General features: G+C 71.6%; 13 protein-coding genes and 1 pseudogene. 8 read left to right on the top strand and 6 right to left on the bottom strand.

What is annotated here, in order from left to right; translation table 11 throughout:
* Positions 1-8 precede the first annotated feature (8 nt).
* Positions 9-1,823 (bottom strand): AsmA family protein, encoded by a 1,815-nt coding sequence (locus tag AABA78_RS07160; protein ID WP_338262222.1) that lies wholly within the window; start codon positions 1,821-1,823, stop codon positions 9-11.
* Positions 1,824-2,090: 267 nt separating this feature from the next.
* On the opposite strand from AABA78_RS07160, the gene AABA78_RS07155 reads away from it, so the two are divergent.
* The 6 genes from AABA78_RS07155 to AABA78_RS07130 all read left to right on the top strand — a co-directional run bounded on the left by AABA78_RS07155 (position 2,091) and on the right by AABA78_RS07130 (position 9,303).
* A complete protein-coding gene (locus AABA78_RS07155; protein WP_338262221.1) occupies positions 2,091-3,047 on the top strand; it encodes a hypothetical protein in 957 nt (318 codons plus the stop codon).
* A gap of 529 nt (positions 3,048-3,576) precedes the next feature.
* Positions 3,577-3,801: a hypothetical protein gene (locus AABA78_RS07150; RefSeq protein ID WP_338262220.1), complete on the top strand. Its 225-nt coding sequence runs from the start codon at positions 3,577-3,579 to the stop codon at positions 3,799-3,801.
* The gene (locus AABA78_RS07145) at positions 3,801-4,703 is read left to right on the top strand and encodes a bile acid:sodium symporter (protein ID WP_338262219.1); all 903 of its coding nucleotides are present in this window, start codon (positions 3,801-3,803) and stop codon (positions 4,701-4,703) included. The genes AABA78_RS07150 and AABA78_RS07145 overlap by 1 nt, the downstream gene beginning before the upstream one ends.
* A gap of 121 nt (positions 4,704-4,824) precedes the next feature.
* Positions 4,825-6,582: a SulP family inorganic anion transporter gene (locus tag AABA78_RS07140; RefSeq protein WP_338262218.1), complete on the top strand. Its 1,758-nt coding sequence runs from the start codon at positions 4,825-4,827 to the stop codon at positions 6,580-6,582.
* Between the two features lie 4 nt (positions 6,583-6,586).
* Positions 6,587-8,035, top strand: coding sequence for a hypothetical protein (locus AABA78_RS07135; protein ID WP_338262217.1), 1,449 nt, complete (start codon positions 6,587-6,589; stop codon positions 8,033-8,035).
* Positions 8,032-9,303 (top strand): threonine/serine exporter family protein, encoded by a 1,272-nt coding sequence (locus tag AABA78_RS07130; RefSeq protein WP_338262216.1) that lies wholly within the window; start codon positions 8,032-8,034, stop codon positions 9,301-9,303. Before AABA78_RS07135 ends, AABA78_RS07130 begins: the two co-directional genes overlap by 4 nt.
* 69 nt (positions 9,304-9,372) lie before the next feature.
* Here the strand turns inward: AABA78_RS07130 and AABA78_RS07125 are convergent, their stop codons facing one another.
* The 5 genes and pseudogenes from AABA78_RS07125 to AABA78_RS07105 all read right to left on the bottom strand — a co-directional run.
* Positions 9,373-10,785 carry a DUF2254 domain-containing protein gene (locus AABA78_RS07125; RefSeq protein ID WP_338262215.1) on the bottom strand — a complete coding sequence of 471 codons (1,413 nt, stop codon included), beginning with the start codon at positions 10,783-10,785 and terminating at the stop codon, positions 9,373-9,375.
* A gap of 33 nt (positions 10,786-10,818) precedes the next feature.
* Positions 10,819-11,820 carry a formylglycine-generating enzyme family protein gene (locus AABA78_RS07120; protein WP_338262214.1) on the bottom strand — a complete coding sequence of 334 codons (1,002 nt, stop codon included), beginning with the start codon at positions 11,818-11,820 and terminating at the stop codon, positions 10,819-10,821.
* A 123-nt stretch (positions 11,821-11,943) separates the two neighbouring features.
* On the bottom strand, positions 11,944-13,599 hold the full coding sequence (locus AABA78_RS07115; RefSeq protein WP_338262213.1) for an arylsulfatase: 1,656 nt from the start codon (positions 13,597-13,599) through the stop codon (positions 11,944-11,946).
* 118 nt (positions 13,600-13,717) lie between these two features.
* Entirely contained in the window at positions 13,718-14,512 is a 795-nt protein-coding gene (locus AABA78_RS07110; protein ID WP_338262381.1) for an STAS domain-containing protein, read from the bottom strand.
* Positions 14,513-15,477 (bottom strand): annotated as a pseudogene (locus AABA78_RS07105) (SulP family inorganic anion transporter); the annotation flags it as partial.
* Between the two features lie 279 nt (positions 15,478-15,756).
* Between AABA78_RS07105 and AABA78_RS07100 the strand changes: the two are divergent.
* Both AABA78_RS07100 and AABA78_RS07095 read left to right on the top strand, forming a co-directional pair.
* Positions 15,757-16,410 (top strand): glutathione S-transferase family protein, encoded by a 654-nt coding sequence (locus tag AABA78_RS07100; protein ID WP_338262212.1) that lies wholly within the window; start codon positions 15,757-15,759, stop codon positions 16,408-16,410.
* Positions 16,411-16,537: 127 nt separating this feature from the next.
* Positions 16,538-18,469, top strand: coding sequence for a S8 family peptidase (locus tag AABA78_RS07095; RefSeq protein ID WP_338262211.1), 1,932 nt, complete (start codon positions 16,538-16,540; stop codon positions 18,467-18,469).
* Positions 18,470-18,527: the final 58 nt, after the last annotated feature.

Here is an 18,527-nt window from a genome sequence, read left to right as displayed (position 1 = left end):
CAAAGGGCCTAGCGGAACGGGGGCACCGGCTGGCCCTTGAACCACTCCGTGGCCTTCAAGAGGTGCAGGTCGTGCTTGCCGGGCCGCAGCTCGATGCCGCCCGTCACCGCGCCCAGCGTCGCCAGCAGGGCGCCCGTCATGTTGCCCTGCACGAGGTCCAGGTGGCCCTCCAGGGAGAAGCCGTCGCCTTTCGCCTTCAGCTCGCGCAGCTGCAAGCCCCGCTCGTCGATCTGCACCTGCCCCGTCACCTCCACCTTCGGGATGTTGAGCAGCGACGTGAGGAAGCCGGGCAGCTTCTTGGACGACGTGATGAGCGCGACCAGGGGCTGCGTGTCGGTGAGCTGGCTGGAGAAGCGCGCCTTGAGCACCGTGGGGGACAGGCTGAGGCTGGCGCGGGGCAGGCTGAAGTTCCCGCTCCAGGAGCGGATGGGCACGTTGCCGTTGGACGACACCTGGCTCAGCCGCAGCGTCGTCCCGCTCAGGCCCAGGTCCGTCATGTCCCAGGACAGGTGCCGCGCGTCCACCTCCACCTCCGCGCGCAAGAGGACCTTGTTCTGCCCCATGCGTCCGGAGACGAGGTCCGTGTCCATGCGCAGCTCCAGGGCGTTGCGCGCCTTCGCGCCCTTGGACGGCTCCTCGCTGCGCACCGTCACGTGGCCGGAGTCGATTTCGAGCGTCCGCCCCAGCCACGGGTTGAGCACGCGCAGGTCCAGGGGCTTGCTCTTCGCCACGTGCAGCTCGGGCTCCAGGTCCAGGCCGGCCTGGCCTTCACGCCGCCGCGCTAGCACGGTGAGGGCCACCTCCGGCACCTCCACGTCGTTGCCCCGGGTGCCCGACACGCGCACGGGCGCGAACGCGAGCCGCAGCGAACCCGACGGCTGCCCCTGCTGCTGCGGCGGCATGGACACCTCCAGGCTCCAGGGGGCCTGGGCCCGCATGGGGCCCGCGCGCAGGTCCAGCGCCGCGCCCGAGGCCTTCAGCTGGCTGCCGGGCTCCAGGGTGTTGCGCTGCATGCGCACGTCCAGGTCCACCCGGCCGGCGCCGCCGTGAAGGGACACGGGGGCGCTCGCGCCCAGCAGGTCGTTGATCCAATCCAGCGGCAGCACGTCGATGCGCGTCTTCACCTGGCCGCCGAGGGCCTGGGAGAGGTCGTAGCCCTTGCCGGGCTGGAAGGGCGCGTCGAGCCGGGCGCGCGAGTCGAGCGACTCCAGCCTCGCGACGCGCTTGCCGTCCACTTCGATGAAGCCCTCGGCCACGCGCACCGACGGCAGGTCCACCTCAAGCCGCTCGCGGGACTGGAGGTTCAGCGTGCCGGTGACGTCCAGCGCGCCCGCGAAGCGCACGCGGCTGAAGTCCAGCTCCCGCACCTGGTGCAGCGTGACGTCCTTCAGGTGGATGACCCACGGCTTGCTGTTCGGGTCGGACGGCTCCTCGGGCGCGCTGCTCGGCTCCAGGTGGAAGCTGGCGCCGTGTCCGGCGATGCCGTCCACGTCCACGCGCTTTCGCAGGAGGCCCGTGAGCGACATGCCCGCCTCCAGCGCGTCCACCTCCACCTTCCACCAGACGTCCGGGTCCTGCTGGGTGAGGGTGAAGCCCTTCAGGTGGAGCCGGCCCACGGGCCACAGCCACCACGCGCGCTGCCACGTCAGCCGCGTGCGGTCCGTCGCGCGGCCCATGATGGCCTGGGTGACGCCGGTGTTGAGTGCGACGTTGAGGGCGACCTCCAGCACCGCGACGGCCACCAGGGCCCACAGCGCCACGCGGCGCCAGCGCTTCCTGCGAGGAGCGGCGTCCTGGACGGCCGGGGGAGGGGAGACGGTCATGTCGCGAGGTTCCGGGTCCGGGAAGAGGCCCCTGGATGCCTCAAGCCCCCGGCACGCACAAGGCGTGTTTCCTCGGGAAGCCGGATGGGAGACACCCCCTGGGTCGACGCAGGAGCGGCCGGGGCGAGCGGGTATCGGGCGGCTGCTCGCAGCCCCGGGGGAGGCTCGGACGAAGCGGGGAGCGGAGCGCGCGCCTGGATGTCATTGCGCCGGTGCGCGGCGGGGTGCACCGTCAAGGTGAACCCTCTTTCAAGGACGGGTGTGCCGATGGGAACTGCGGGCCGCACGGGACCCATCGAGGCGCTCCGCAACCTGGCCCTGTCGCTGCAACAGCTGGCGGCGAGCGAGATCGCGAGCGGCGTGGTGCAGGGCACGGCGGATGGGATCCGCAAGGAGGTGCCGGACCTCGACGGGCAATTGCGCACGCTGCTCCAGGACGTGCTCACGGTGCTGGGCCGCATGGCGCACGAGGCCGCCAAGCGCGAGCACGGGGAGCCGGTGGATGCCACCCAGGCGCTCGCGGAGGCGGCCATGGAGGGCGCGCTGAAGGCGCTGGAGCGGGAGTGGAACGAAGGCGGCCTGCCCCTCCATGGCTTCATGGTGCGCCTCAACCGTCTCTTCGATGAGGTGGTGGCGTTCGCCCATTCCCGCACGGACGAGATCCGGACGCCGGGCGAGCGGGCCCAGCTCATGGCCCGGGGCGTGGTGAAGGCGGCCACGGAGCAACTGCACGACTCCCTGCCGGCCATCCTGGACGACGCGCACGGCCTGGCGCCATTGGGAGAGGAGGTGGCCTCGAAGGTAGGCCGGGGGCTGGTGGTGGGCGTCGAGTCCAAGCTGCGAGAGGACTCCAGCCTGCTGCTGGAGTTGGTGGAGCGCGCGGGGCGGGGGCTGGTGCGGGGATTGGCGGCGGGCCTGCGCGAGGAACTGGCATCGAGTCCCGCGGCGTCCACGGAGGCACTGGGCGCCTCCCTGTCGACGCTCGCCGAGCGCACCGCCGCCGCGACCATCCGGGGCGCGGGGAGCGCGCTCACGCAGGAAGGGCTCCGCTGGCGGGAGGCACCGCGCAACCAGGACCTGGTGCGGCGCACGAGCCGGGACGTCACGGCCGGAGCGCTGGATGCCCTGAGCGCGCGGCTGCGACGGCCCCTGATGGCGCTCGCCGGAGCAGGCAGCGCGCTCGTGGCCCTGACGGTGCTGTCCTCGCGCTGGCGCCACGCCTGAACGGGGCGCGGACGTGTTGTCCATCCGTGCTGCCTCAAGCCGATCATCGCGGCGGAGGGAGGGCTCGCGGCCATTGGCGCCACCTTGAACCTCCAGCGCTGGGCCGAAGGCACCTGGTCGCTTGATCCAGGGTGAGCAGGCGGTGGCCCCCGGTCAGCGGACAGAGGCGTGAGACCCGAGGTCCGTGGCGATAGCCTCCACTTCCTCACCAGCTTCAATCCCGGGCGCGGCACAGGCGGTGGAGGACACATGGCGGGAGCCTGGACAGGCGGTTGGCTGCTGGGGCTCGTGGGGGGCCTGTGCTGCGCCGCTTTTTCCTTCGCGCGAACGCTGGAGGCTCCCGCCCGTGGCGCGGGAGCCTCCGCGCGGGCACCCCAGCACCCGGTGCCCTGCCTCTTCTTCGTGCCCCTTCAAGACGACGGCCGGGCATAGCGGGCCCTCCTCCCGCGCCCTCCACGCCGCGTTGTGATGGTGCCCCTTCGTTCCCACCCTCCTGATGTCTGGGATTGCACGGGGACAGGAGGCAGCCGTGAGGCGACGCACGTGGATGCAACCCGCCTGGGGGCCCTGGGCGCTCGCGCTGCTGGTCGCGGTCCCCTTGCAGGCGCTGGCGGCGGATCCGCTGCCGTCCTGGAACGACGGCTTGGTGAAGCAGGCCATCGTCGGCTTCGTCACTCGCGCCACCACCGAGGGCGGCTGGACCGTGGTCAGCATGCGCCAGGACTGGAAGCGCATCTTCCCGGAGGAGCGGTGATGGACTTCCTGCATGCCCTCATCGGGCTGATGATCTCCACCTTCATCGTCGCGCTCGGGCTGTCGCAGGGCCTGTCGTGGCACCTGGCGGACCTGGGGCAGGGCGTGCGGCATCCGGCGTTCGCGCGGGGCCTGGGCGTGTGCCTCGTCGGCGTGCCGCTGCTGGCCCTCATCGTCGTGAAGGTGCTGCCCGTGCCCCCGGTCGCCGCGGGGGTCATCGCGCTGATGGCGTTCTGCCCGGGGCTGCCCATGGCGCTCAACGTCGTGTCCAAGCAGAAGGGCAACCTCCCGCTGGCCCTGGCGCTGTCCATCACCCTGTCGCTCGTCGCCGTCGTGCTGTTGCCGCTGTCGGTGAAGCTGCTGGGGCAGCTGTTTCCCCTGGCCATCCAGCCGCCGCCGTACCGGGTGCTCCTGTCGAAGGTCATCCTCCCGTTCCTCGTCCCCTTCGCCCTGGGCATCGGCCTCCAGAAGCTGTCGCCCGTCTGGGCGCGCCGGCTGCGCAAGCCGGTGAAGGTCTACTTCAACGTCGCCCTGACCGTGGCCGCGCTGGCGCTGCTCGCCGCGAGCTACCCGCTGCTGAAGCACCTCCGCCCCTTGGGGCTCGTCGCGATGGTGGTGGTGACGCTGGGCTCCATGGCCCTGGGACACGTGGCGGGTCGGCCCCGTCCCGGGGACCGCACGGCGCTGGCCATCTCCGCCGTCTTCGGCAACCCCGCGTTCGCCTTCTGCCTGGGCGGCACCACCTATCCCATGAAGAGCCTGCTGGGCGTCATGGGGCTGTACCTCCTGATCCGCACCCTCGCGATGGTGCCGTACCTGCTCTGGAACCCGCGCCACCAGGCTTCCGAGCGCGGAGGCGGGCCGACGCTGCCACCGGGCAGGCGGGCCTCCGCGAACCCGTAGGCCCGTCCTGTCCGGGAGCTGATGCGCGCAACGCACCCCGGGTGGGTGATGCCGCGGGGCCCGGGCGCCTCCACCCTTCCTTGCGTCCGGGAGGCCAGGCACACGCGAGGGGGGGAGGGTCATGATGCGCACCGCGGCCACGGCCGGTCAGGTCCTGAGCCGGGTGCTCCCGGGCGTCGAACAGGCGCGGACGTACGAGCGGCGCTGGCTGCGCGCGGACGTGCTGGCCGCGCTCACCGTGGGCGCGATGCTCATCCCCCAGGGGCTGGCCTACGCGCAGATTGTCGGCGTGCGCCCCGCGGCGGGGCTGTACGCGGGCGTCTTCGCGATGCTGGCCTACGCGCTGTTCGGCCCGTCGCGCCACCTGCTGCTGGGGCCGGAGGCGAGCGCGGCCATCCTCACCGCGACGGCGCTGGCCCCGGTGGTGGGGAGCGGCGGGCCGGAGCGGCTGGCGTCCCTGGCGGCGCTGCTCGCCTTGATGGTGGGCGGGGTGAGCCTGCTGGGCGGGCTGTGCCGCGCGGGGGCGCTGGCGGACTTCCTGTCGCGGCCCATCCTCATCGGCTACGTCAACGGCGCGGCGCTCATCATCATCGGCAGCCAGCTGGCCCGGATGTTCGGGCTGGAGCGCAAGTCGAACGCGTTCGCGGGGCAGCTCCACGAGGTGGCGGCGAACGTGAGCCGCACGCACGTGCCCACGCTCCTCTTGGGACTGGGCATCGTCGCGGCGCTGGTGGCCATGCGCCGCTACCTGCCGCGCTTGCCCGCGCCGCTGGTGATGGTGGTGCTCACCACGCTGGCGGCCTGGGCCTTCCAGCTGGAGCACGGCGGCGTGAAGGTGGTGGGGCCCATCGCCGCGTCGGCGCCCGCCTTCGGCCTGCCCGCCCTCCACTTCCAGGACGTGCGCGCGCTCCTGCCGGCGGCCTTCAGCCTCGCGCTGGTGAACTACGCCAGCTCCGTGCTCACGGGCCGCATCTACGCGGACCGCTTCGGCTACCGGCTGGACACCCACCAGGAGTTCTTCGGACAGGCGGCGGCCAACCTGCTCACCGGCCTCACGCAGGGCTTCCCGGTGTCGGGCAGCGACTCGCGCACGGCGGTCAACGCGTCCATGAAGGGGCGCACGCAGCTTGTCGGCGTGGGCGCGGCGGCGGTGGTCCTGGTGTTCTCGCTGTTCCTCACGCCGCTGCTCTCCAAGCTGCCCCTGGTGACGCTGGGGGCCATCGTCATCGTCGCGGCGGTGTACCTGCTGGAGGTGAAGCCCCTGCTGCTGCTCTGGCGCGTGCGGCCGGTGGAGGCGGTGCTCGCGGTGGTGACGACGCTGGGCGTGCTCTTCCTGGGCATCCTCCAGGGCATCCTCATCGCGGTGGCGCTGGCGCTGGTGGACCTCATCCGCCGCGCGGCGCACCCGCATGACGCCGTCCTGGGCGAGCGCGAGGGCATGCCCGGCTGGCACGACGTGGAGGGCCACGCGGACGCGGAGACGATTCCCGGCCTCGTCGTCTACCGCTTCGACGCGCCCCTCTTCTTCGCCAACGCCCGCTTCCTGCGCGAACAGGTGCGCCAGTTGGTGGCGGACTCACGCCAGCCGGTGCGCTGGTTCGTGCTGGACGCGTCCTCCGTGTTCGACATGGACATCACCGCCGCGGAGAGCCTGGCGAAGGTGCACCACGAGCTCACGGAGGAGGGCATCGTCTTCTGCGTGGCCCAGGCGCGCGCGCCGATGCGCCGGATGATGAAGCGCTCCGGGCTGGCCGCGCTGATTGGACAGGACCTGCTCTTTCCCACGGTGGGCGCGGCCGTGCGCGCCTACCTGGATGCGCGAGACGGCGCGCGGACCTCCCTGGACGGCGAGCCCGTCCCCTCACCCCAGGTGCACTGACGCCATGACGCCAATCCAATCCAGGGCCCGAGGTGGCGCGGTGACGGGCGCGGTGCTGGGGCTGCTGATGTCCGTGACGGCGCTGGCGCAGGACGCGCACTACACCACGCGGCAGTTCGGCAACCGGGCGTGGCTGCTGGGGGGCGCCTTCGTGGGCGACCCGAAGGACATCAGCGCCGTCTATTACAACCCCGGCGCGCTCGCGCTGCTGGGCGCGCCGGAGCTGGAGCTCACCGGCAGCGTGTACGAATACACGCACGTGAACGTGAAGGACGGGCAGGGCCAGGGAAGGGGCCTGGCCGACTCCAACGTGGACGTGCTGCCGTCGTTGATCGCGGGCTCGCTGCGCTTCGGGTTCCTGGGCAAGTCCCGGATGGCCTACTCGCTGCTCACGCGCCAGGGGTTCGCCTACAGCCTCCAGACGCGCGCCACGCGGATGGGCACGGACCTGGCCGGGGTGCGGGGCATGGACCTGCTGTCCTCGAACGTGCGCCTGGACCAGGCCGTCAGCGAGTACTGGACGGGCCTCTCCTGGGCCTACCCCGTCACGAAGCACCTGGGCCTGGGCCTGACGCCGTTCGTCGCGAGCCGGCACCACGAGCTGAACTTCCAGACGCTCGCGCAGGGCTCCGGTGCCGCCGGCCAGCAGCTGCTGGCGACCCTGGGCCGGGACCTGGAGTTCGACCACGTCCGCGTGTTGTTGAAGGTGGGCGCCAGCTACCAGAACGGCCCCTGGGCCGTGGGGCTCGCCGTGACGACGCCCAGCCTGGCCCTCTGGGGCCGGGGCTCCGCGGGGCTCGAGCGCGCCGTCCAGTCCCAGGGGTTCGACACGAACGCGCCCGCGCCCGTGTTCAACTACCAGGAGGACCTGCCGGCGCACTTCCGCAACTCCTGGGGCGCGGCGCTCGGGGCCAGCCGCAGCTTCGGCTCGACCACGGTGTACGCGTCCCTGGAGGGCTACGCGCGCGTCTCCACCGTCACGCTGCTGGACACCGAACCCATCTCCCCGCGCGACTCCACGGAGGTCATCGACGGGGACTACGCCTTCGCGCTCAAGCCGGTGCTGAACGGGGCGCTGGGCTTCGAGCACCCGCTGGGGGAGCGGGTGCGGGCGTACCTGAGCGGGCACACGGACTTCAGCGCGTTGGACCAGACGCCGGGGACGAACGCGCTGCTCGGGGGCTGGGACCTGTACCACGTCGCCTCCGGCATCCACTTCCTCCTGGGCCGCTCGCGCTTCACGTTCGGCGGCAACCTGGCGTGGGGAAGCAAGCAGACCGACAGGTTCGCGGACACGCTCCAGCAACTGGGCCTCACTTCCTCCATGCGCACCCAGGACGTCCGCTACTTCCAGGTCACGCTGCTGGTGGGCGCCAGCTTCTCCTTCAAGGACACGCGGGGCCCGGACGACAAGGCCAGCGAGGAAGAGGCCCCGGACGCGGAGTCTCCATGACCGCCGCGGACCGCGTGCTGGACGAAGCGGCGGCCTCCGCCTTCCTGCTGGACCTGGCGAAGGCCCTGCACCTGGCCTACCAGCCGTCGCTGCTGGTGGAGGACCGCGTGCGCCGGGCGGCGAAGGCGTGGGGGCTGGACGTGGAGGTCTTCACGCTCCAGAGCCTGGCGATGACGGAGGTGCTGTCCCCCAGCCACTCGCGCGTGGCCTTCGCGCGGCTGCCCTTCAACCCGCACTGGAACCTGGGCCGGGCCGCGGCGCTGCTGCGGCTGGCGGACGCCATCCCCGAAGGGCGCGTGCGGCTGCCCGAGGCCCGCACGGAGCTGGACCGCATCCTGACCACGCGCGCGCCCTACCCGGAGTGGCTCGTGTTCCTGGCGTACGGCGTCTATGGCGTGGCGGTGGCGGCGCGGGTGGGCGGGGGCTGGCTGGAGCTGCTCGTGGCCTTCTTCGTGGGCGTCGTCGCGGGCGCCATCCACTTCGGCACGATGCACTCGCAGCGGTTGGACCTCTTGAAGAGCTTCCTGGCCGCGTTCCTGGGGACGTGGGTGGCGTTGGGGTTCACGTTCCTCCTGCCGCCCTTCAACGCGGTGCGGGCGCTGTTCGGCGGGGCGACGCTGCTGGTGCCCGCGATGGTGGTGACGCTGGGCTCGCTGGAGCTGGCCATGGAGGCGGTGGAGGCGGGGCTGCCCCGGTTGGCGTACGGGCTCCTGCGCTTCCTGATGCTGGGCGTGGGCTTCGCGGCGGCGGGGACGCTGTGGGGCTTCTTCTGGGCGCTGCCGCCGCACTTCGCGCCGCACGCGCTGCCGCCCCTGCTCACGGTCCTCCTGGTCGCGGTGGGGGGCGTGGCGCTGACGGTGTGCATGTCGGGGCGGCCGCGCGACGTGGCGTGGATTGTCGTCGGGGTGCTGACGGCCTACGGGGCGCAGGCGGTGACGAAGGTGCTGCTGGGGGATCCGGGCAGCCCGCTGGTGGCCGCGTTCGTGCTGGGGGTGGTGGGGCTGCTCTACGGGCGAGGGAAGCAGCGGATGCCCATGACGGTCATCCTGCCGGGCATGTTGCAGCTCGCGCCGGGCTTCATCGGCACGGAGACCATCCTCGCGCTGCTCGGCGCGGGCCGCCCGGGCGTGGAGGAAGCCCGGCCGTTCAACGTGCTGCTGGTGGCGCTGCAGCTGGTGCTGGGGGTGGTGTTCGCGACGGTGGTGGTGCCGCCGCGCATCTCCGTGGAGCGAGCCCCGGCCGTCCCTCCCAGCGCCGGCGGCGCGTAGCCGCCGCGGGCGCGCGATGCGGCGGTGGACCCACTGGCGTCTCGCAACGAACCTCCAGGCCGGAAGGCGTCAGAAGCCGATGGCTGGAAGCGGAGGCCAGGGCCCACCGCCGAGCGCCTGCTCCAGCGCCTCCGCGTGACGGCGAAGGACGGAGGCGTCCGGAGCGCCTGCCCGCGCTGGCTCGGCGACGGTCAGGATGGAGTGGAGCAGCTCCCGCGCCGCGCGCCGGTCCTCCGGCTCCCGCGCGCGCTGGCCCACGGCGGCGGCCAGCCGCAGGAGCCGGAGCACCACGGCGGGTTCGGCGGCGCCATAGCGGAGGATCTGGTCCGTGGCCAACGCCAGGTAGTCCCGCAACCCGGGGCCGCGCAGGAACACGCGAGGGGCCCCGGAGGCGTCCGCGAGCACGCGGGGCCCCAGGTGCATCCGGCTCAGTTCGCACAGCAGGAAGGTCAGCTGGTCCACCGCCTCCACCGCGGTGTACGGATCATTGATGCCGGGGGAGAGCGCCTTGATGGCCACATCCACCAGCTGACGCACTCCCAGGGCGACGTCCCGGTCCGCATCCCGCCAGCGGTCCAGGTGGATGGCGCCGCGCAGTCGGGCCGCGATGTGCTCGTGCCGTGGGGCGGGACCGCGTGCCGGGGCCTCGAACCAGCCCACCTCCTCGCCTTGAATCACCGGCTCGCCCACGGCTCGCTCCAGGTGGAGGGTGAGTTGATTCGCCGTCGCCACCTCCAGAAGCGCCTTCGCGTCGACGGAGGCGATGAAGCCGTCCTCCTGGACCCGGATCGGCCAGACCTTCCCCGGGGCTTCCGTGCGAGCGCGGGGCGGAGCGGGCACCTCGAGATCCGCCGACCGGAACCGTTCGAGCCTTCGCGCGGCGGCCAGCGTGCCGTGGCGCACCTGCCTGACCAGGTTCTCCACCCGCATCAACTGAAGCGTCTGGAGCACCTGGAAGACGAGCGCGCCCTCACAGGCGATGAGCAGCAGCATGGCCAGCGAGAGCGCGGGCCGCGGTGCGCGCTCGAGCTCCGAGACGAAGCCGAACGCTTGCGCCGCCACCACGCAGAAGACGCTCGTGGCGACGAACACCGGGATGACCACGCGGATGCCCGCGCTGTGGAGATACAGGCGCAGCAGGCGCGGCGAGTACTGCCCCGCCGCGCTCTGCACCACGAGCATGGACAGGGAGAGCACGATGCTCAGCGAGGTCAGCGCGACGCCCAGCACCGCGGAGAGCATGCCGCGCGCCTCGGCGGCCGTGGCATTCCAGGCGAGCCCGCTCAGCACCCTGGCCACGGTGGGCGATGGCGTCACGAAGAGAACGCCCAGGCAGGCTCCCAGGGCAGCCCCCACGGCGGGTGGAATCCACAGCCGGTGTTGGAGCCACCAACGGAGGGACGGGCCCTCACGCGGTCGTCGAGCCTGCCCGTGCCTCCCCGGCCGCCCCCTGGCTCCAGGAAGTGCCTCTGCGTCCGCCATCCGCGTCACCTTCCTGCTTGCCGCAGGTCGCGGCTACGGGCGCACGATGCAGCGGAAGCCGATGTGGCTGGCGCCGCTGTCCACGGCCTGGGGCGAGCGCGCCGCGGGCCGGTAGCGGCGGCAGTAGTTGGGCGCGCACAGGTGGCTGCCGCCCTTGAGGACGCGGCGCGGGAGGGTGACGGCGGGCGTGGAGGGGGCCTGGCTGCCCTGGGCCGTGGCGGGGCCTCGCGGGTTGACGGGGATGCAGCACGCCTTGCCTTTGTTTCCCTGGTGGCGCTCCTGGTACCAGTCGGTGGTCCATTCCCAGACGTTGCCAGCCATCTCATGGAGGCCATAGCCATTGGGAGGAAAGGCGCCGACGGGGCAGGTGCCCTCGTGGCCGTCCTCGCGGAGGTTCTGCCACGGGAAGTAGCCCTGCCAGGTGTTGGCCAGGTGTTCGCCGTTGGGGGTGAAGTCATTGCCCCAGCAGAACTCGTTGCGGTCCAGGCCGCCGCGCGCGGCGCGCTCCCACTCCGCCTCGGTGGGGAGGGCCTTGCCGGCCCAGGTGGCGTAGGCCTCCGCGTCCTCGAAGGCGATGTGGACGACGGGGTGGTCGCGGCGGTGCTTCACGGAGGAGCGGCGCCCTTCGGGGTGCTTCCAGCAGGCGTCGGGGACGTAGCTCCACCAGTTGGTCACGTTGCCCAGGTCCACGGGGCCCCGGGCCTTCTGGAACACGAGCGAGCCGGGGACGAGCGAGTCCGGCGTGGCGCCGGGGTAGTCCGCGGGATTGAGCGGGCGCTGCGCGACGGTGACGTAGCCGGTGGCTTCGACGAAGCGGGCGAACTGTTCGTTCGTCACGGTGAAGCGGTCCATCCAGAAGCCGGAGACGGTGACCTGATGCGCGGGGGCTTCTTCGGGATAGTGATGATCGGAGCCCATCCAGTACGTGCCGCCGGGAACCCACACCATGTCCGGGAACGGAGCGCGGCCCGGGCGCGCGGCGGTGTCGGTGGGCTCCGCGTCGGGCGTGGCGTCGCGGCTGTCGTTGCGGTGCATGGCGGGAAGTCCTCCAACGGAGAACATCCGGCCCGGCGCCCCGAATGACACTCGCACCGGGGGCCGGGGCGGGTGTCGGGCAGTGGAGGAATGGACGCCCCACGGCCCGACGGGCCCGGTGGGCTACGTATGGGATTGCTGGAAGCGCTGGATGAACTGCTCCACCTCGTTGGCCAGGGACATGACCTGGTCGCTGACGCTGGGCTCCTCCTTCTGCTTCCTCGCCTCCGCCATCTTCTGTTTCACGCGCTCCTTCATCGGCCCGATGCTCAGGCTGCCCGGGGCCTGGCTGGGCAGGAACTCGATGAGGCTCTCCGCGAACTGCTTCACCAGCATCTGCGCGGGGACGAAGGTGAACATGCGCTCGCCGTACCACTGCGTGTAGAGACCGGAGTGCGTCGCGTACTCGAACGGATCCGAGCGCAGGTTGATGAGGTAGGGCCACGCCGGGTTGAAGCGCTTGCCGCTGAACCACATGTCCGGGCCTTCGCCGTCCTGGTAGCTGAAGATGATCTTCCAGTCCTTGTACCGGACCGCCGCGAGGTTGCCGCTGTCGAGCACGTAGATGAATTCGTGCCGGCGCCCCTCCTCCGTGCCCGCCAGCAGCCCCCGCTGGTCGTACCCGTCCAGGTAGACCTTGAAGGTCTTGTCCCCCACCTTGTAGCCCTGCTTGCACTTCTCCGCGAGGTCCGTGGGGCCGCCCGCCGCCGCCACCAGCGTGGGCATCCAGTCCTCGTGCGCGAAGATGTCGTTGATGACGCGCCCCGGCTCCACCACGCCCGGCCAGCGCACCGCGCACGGCACCCGCACGCCGCCCTCCCACGTCGACCCCTTCTCCCCGCGGAACGGGCTGTTGCCGCCGTCCGGCCAGCCCATCTTCTCCACGCCGTTGTCGGTGGAGAACACCACCAGGGTGTTGTCCGCGATGCCCAACTCGTCCAGCTTGGCCAGCAACGCCCCGACGATGTCGTCCAGTTCCCGCATCGCGTCCGCGTAGAGGCCATAGCCCGTGACGTTGCGGTACTTCTCCTGGAGGTAGGTGAAGACGTGGGTGCGCGTGGTGTTGTGCCAGAGGAAGAACGGCTTGCCGTCCTTCACCGCGCGCTCCATGAAGTCCAGCGCCTCCTTCAGGAACTCGCCGTCCACCGTCTCCATGCGCTTCTTGGTGAGCGGGCCGGTGTCCTCGATGCGCTGCCTGCCCACGACGCCCCAGCGCGGATCCTCGGTGACGTCCTGGCGGTCCGTGGCCCAGCTGTGCAGCACGCCGCGAGGCCCGAAGCGCGCCTTGAAGGCCGGATCCTTCGGGTAGTCGGGGCACTCCGGCTCGCACTCCGCGTTCAGGTGGTAGAGGTTGCCGAAGAACTCGTCGAAGCCGTGGTTCGTGGGCAGGTAGGGATTGGAGTCGCCCAGGTGGTTCTTGCCGAACTGGCCGCAGGTGTAGCCCAGCGGCTTGAGCATCTCCGCGATGGTGGGGTCGGAGTCCTGCAGGCCGTACTTCGCGCCCGGCATGCCAATGGTGGTGAGCCCCGTGCGCAGCGGGTTCATGCCCGTGATGAACGCCGCGCGGCCCGCGGTGCAGCTCTGCTGGCCGTAGCAGTCCGTCATCAGCGCGCCTTCCTTCGCGATGCGGTCGATGTTGGGCGTGCGGTAGCCCATCATCCCCTGGTTGTAGGCGCTGATGTTCCAGAAGCCGATGTCATCTCCCCAGATGACCAGGATGTTGGGCTGCTTCGCCTGCTTGCCGTGTCCGTTGCCCGAGGGCTTCGCCTTGCTTGCCATTCGCCACCTCCTGGGCACGAGGTGCCCACGGGGGCCCGGTCCGGACATCGTTCCGGTGGCCGGGGGCGGGCGGGGGCTCGGGAGGCAGGTCCGGCCTCCCGCGTGACGCGCGCCGGCCTCAGTGCGTGGACCCCCGCGAGTCCTCATCGGTCGGGGGATGCGGCAGCTTCCGCAACAGCTCCCGCATGCGCCTGTCCGCTTCATCCAGCCGGATGAGGAGGTCCTCCTGCCGGTAGCGCTCCTCGCCGTGCAGCGCCGCGCCCGCCTCGTCCACGCGCGAGCGCACCAGGTACAGCCCGTCCTGGATGAGGCGCCACTCCTGCCACGTCTGGGACTCGTGCCGCGCCATCCAGGACTCCACGCCCGTGCTCACCTGGGGATGCACGTTGCGCCGCTCCACCTTCGCCAGCGCTCCGGTGCGCTCCAGCAACCGGAGCGTCGGCGCGTGCACGCGGGCGAGGGCCAGGGTGATGCCCCGGTGCGACAGGTCCTCGTGCAGGCCCGCCAGCATGTCCGCCCCCGGCACGTCCAGGTCCTCCGTCAGCTCCAGGTCCAGCAGCACCTCGCGCACCGGCACCTTCGCGTCACGCACGAGGGCGAGCACCGCGTCCCGCAGCGCCGTCGCGTTGGCGAAGAAGAGGCCTTCCTCCGGCCGGATGACGAGCAGGCCGGGCAGGGTGATGGCGGAGGACTCGCGGTGCGTGGCCACCAGGTCCAGCGTCCCGGGCACCCGCCCCAGCTCGCTCAGGCGCGGCTGGCTGGCGCGGTAGACGGTGAGGAACAGCGACACGCCCACCGCGATGAGCAGGCCGGGCAGCACGTCGAAGGCCAGCACCGCCGCCAGCGCCACCGCCGCGCCCAGGAAGTCCGCGCGGCGCAGGCGGGCCAGCCGCGCCAGCGCCTTCACGTCCATCATCCCCAGGATGGCCACCACCACGATGGCGCCCAGCGTGGCCTCTGGCAGCGCGCGGAACAGGCCCGTGAGGAACAAGGCCACCAGCAGCGTCAGCCCCGCCGTCACCAGCGAGGACACCTGCGTGGTGGCCCCCGCCTGATCATTCGCGGCGGACTTGGACCGGCTGCACCCCATGCCGAAGCCCCGGAAGAGCCCGCCGCCCAGGTTCGCGGCGCCCAGGCCCACCAGCTCCCGGTCGGGGTCCACCTCGTAGCCGTGCTTCGCGGCGAACATGCGCGCCGGGCCAATGGCCTCCGCGAACGCCACCAGCACGATGCCGCACGCGCCCGGCAACAACGGGAGCAGGTCCTTCATCCCCACTTCCGGGAGCTGGGGCGGCACCAGGCCCGCGGGGATGGGCCCCACGATGGCCACGCCCTGCGCGTCCAGGCGCAGCAGCGACCCAGCACCAGCACCGCGAGCGACGCCGGGACGCGCCGGGACAGCCGTCCCAGCAGGAGCAGCGCCGCGATGCTCGCCGCCCCCACGGCGAGCGTCAGCGGATGCGTCTGTCCCAGGTGGGAGAGGATGAAGCCCAGCCGCTCGAAGAAGCCGCCCTTCGCGCCCTGGATGCCCAGGAGCTTGGGCACCTGCTTGATGGCGATGATGAGCGCCAGCCCGAACACGAAGCCGCTCAGCACGGAGGTGGAGAAGAACTGCGCCACGCGCCCCAGCTTCAGCACGCCCGCCAGCACGGCCACGGCACCCGCCATCAGGGCCAGCGCGGCCGTGAGCGCCACGAAGCGTGGAGTGCCCTGCTGTGCCACGGCGCCCACCGTGGCGGCGGAGAGCACCGACACGCTGGCGGACACCGCGATGATGAGCTGCCGCGAGCTGCCGAACAGCGCGTAGAGCGCCAGCGCCGCCGGAGTGGAGTACAGCGCCGCCTGCGGAGGCAGCCCCGCGAGCTGCGCGTAGGCCATGCCCTCCGGGATGTGCAGCGCCGTCACCGTGAGCGCGCCCACCAGGTCCTTCTTCAGGCGCGCCCTGTCATAGCCGCGCAGGGAGCCAAGGAACGGGCTGACGCGGGTGGGCCACGAGGTGTGGCTCCGTGCGGCGCCGCGGCGCGCTTCGTCTCCCATGCGCACGAGATGTCCACCCGGCACGACACGGGCATCGTCCTCCGGGCAGGGGCATCCGGGCGGACATGCGTTTCAGATGACGCTGGTCATGCCTGCCCGAGTGACGAGAGGCTGCCGGGCATGATCACCGTCAGTGCTTTCAAGTGGGTGCCACCGTTCGCGCAGGGCCTGGTGCGAGACCTCCGGGTGCGGTGGGCGCTGGAGGAGGCGGGCCTGCCGTATCAGGCGAGGCTCATCGATGGCGACGTCCAGCGGTCGGCCGACTACCGCATGCAGCAGCCCTTCGGGCAGGTGCCCGTGTTCGAGGACGACGGCCTGTCCCTCTTCGAGTCGGGCGCCATCCTGGTGCACTTGGCGTTGAACAGCGACGTGCTGCTCCCCACGGATGAGTCGGGCCGGGCGCGGGCGCTCTCGTGGTTGTTCGCGGCGCTGAACTCGCTGGAGATCCACATCCAGCAGCTCGCGGAGATCGACCTCTTCGTCCCGGACGCAGAGTGGGCCGGGCTCCACCGGCCCGACGTGGTGAAGCGCATCCACCAGCGCCTGGGCGAACTGGCCACGTGGCTGGGAGACCGCCAGTACCTGGAGGAGCGCTTCACCGTGGGCGACCTGATGATGACCACGGTGCTGCGCATCCTGCGGCACACCGACGTGCTCGACGCCCATCCCACGCTCAAGGCCTACAAGGAACGCTGCGAGGCACGGCCCGCGTTCCAGCGCGCGCTGGCCGCGCAGATGAGCGCGTTCCAGGACGCGAAGCCGCGCGGGTCCTGAGGCCTGGGCGGGCTTTAGCCGTATTTCTTGTCAGACCGGTATTCTAGGGTGGAGGGCTGACGGAGTCACGGGGCACCGGGCCCGGTGACTGCGTCGAGGACGTTCCCTTCCACACCGGGAGAACCGGATGTCTCCTTCACGTTTCGCATCCCGCCTGACGGGCGCGCTCGTCGGGCTCACGCTGTGCACCACCGCCTTCGCCGCATCGCAGGAGCCGCTGCCCCGCGTCGCCGCCGACAAGCGCCTCCAGAAGGCGCTGCCGTCGGGCACGCCCGTGGAGCGCCTGGTGGTGAAGTTCCACGAGGGCAGCCGCGTGCGCCTGCGGGGCAATGCGCTGCGCGCGCTCGCGGCGGAGCGCTCCGGGGCCGAGCGCTCGCTGCTCGCCGGGCGGGGGCTCTCCGAGGCCCGGCTCGACGGTGACGTGAAGGCCGCGCAGGCCCTGCTGGAGCGCGCGCCGCGGGCCTCCTCCCTCCGTCGCCTCTTCACCGACGACGAGGCCTCGCTGGAGGCCCGCAAGGTGCTGGGCGAGTCCGAGAGCGGCCGCCAGCTGGCGGACCTCGACCTGTACTACGCGGTGCCGCTCGTGCCGGGCACCACCTCGGAGCGCGTGGCGGAGCTCGTCGCCGCGCTCAACGCGCTGGACAGCGTGGAGGTGGCGTACGCGGAGCCTCCCGCGGAGCCCGCCATGGTGAACTTCGGCATGGAGCCCGCGCTGCGGAGCCTGCTCGCCGCCGCGGACATCGCCCCCACGACGCCGCTGTACGAGGGCAACCAGGGCTACCTCAACGCGGCCCCCAGCGGCGTGGACGCGCGCTATGCCTGGGGCGTGGCCGGTGGCAACGGCGCGGGCATCCGCTTCGTGGACATCGAGGGCGGCTGGCGCACCACGCACGAGGACATGCCGGGCCTCTTCACCCAGCTGGGCGCGCAGTACAACGACCTGGGCTGGCGCAACCACGGCACCGCGGTGCTGGGTGAAATCGTGGGCACGGCCAACGGCTATGGCGTGACGGGCATCGCGCACGGCGCGACGGTGGGCGTGTCGGCGGCCTCGCAGGGCACCGCCGCCGCCATCGCCAACGCGGCGTCGGCGGTGGGACGTGGCGGCGTCATCCTGATTGAACTGCACGCGCAGGGGCCGGCGGACAGCACGCCCTGTACCTGCAACCAGGGCCAGTGCAACTACATCGCGATGGAGTACTGGCAGGCCAACTACGACGCCATCGCCACGGCCACCGCCAACGGCGTCACCGTGGTGGAGGCGGCGGGCAACGGCAGCGCCAACCTGGACGAGGCCGCGTACGGCGGCGCCTTCAACCGCGGCGTACGCGACTCGGGCGCCATCGTGGTGGGCGCGAGCACCGCCACCACGCGCGTCCCCATGTGCTGGACGAACTTCGGCTCGCGCGTGGACGTGCACGGCTGGGGTGAGAGCGTGGCGTCCATGGGCTACGGCGACCTGTTCGGCTCCGCCTACGGCGAGGACCAGTACTACACGGGCACCTTCAGCGGCACGTCCAGCGCGTCGCCCATCGTCACCGGCTCGGCGCTGAGCCTCCAGGGCGTGGCGCGTGCGCGCGGGTCTGATCCCCTGGAACCGCGATATCTGCGCAGCCTGCTGGCCTCTACGGGCACGGCGCAGGCGGCGGATGCGCGCAACATCGGCCGACTGCCCAATCTGCGCCAGGCCATCCTGAGCCTCCAGGCAACGCCGGCCCTGTCCTGGTCCGGCGCGGGCCCCATCGCCGGCCGCTACTGCACCCAGGTGCATGAGGCGGCGGATCCCAATACGTGGAACGACAACTTCCTGTGCTCCACCGTGGACTACGGCATCCAGTGGAGCAGCGCGGGCCCCATCGCCGGCATGCGCTGCACGCAAATCTACGAGTCGTCAGAGCCCGCGGGGCACACGTGGAATGATAACTACCTCTGCGTGCCCACCAGCAGCCCGCTGCAGTTCTCCTGGTCGCCGGCTGGCCCCATCGAGGGCAAGCAGTGCACGCTCATCCATGAGAGTGCGGATCCCCACGACTGGTACGACAACTACCTCTGCTACTGATGGATGTTTGAAGTTCGGACACGCCGTGCGTGACGCGGCGTGTTCACCGGGCCATGGC

The organism is Corallococcus caeni (genome assembly GCF_036245865.1).
In the GTDB taxonomy this organism is placed as follows: Bacteria; Myxococcota; Myxococcia; order Myxococcales; family Myxococcaceae; genus Corallococcus; species Corallococcus caeni.
Note: the sequence above shows the minus strand (reverse complement) of the source record. Positions and strands in the feature narration are given on the sequence as shown.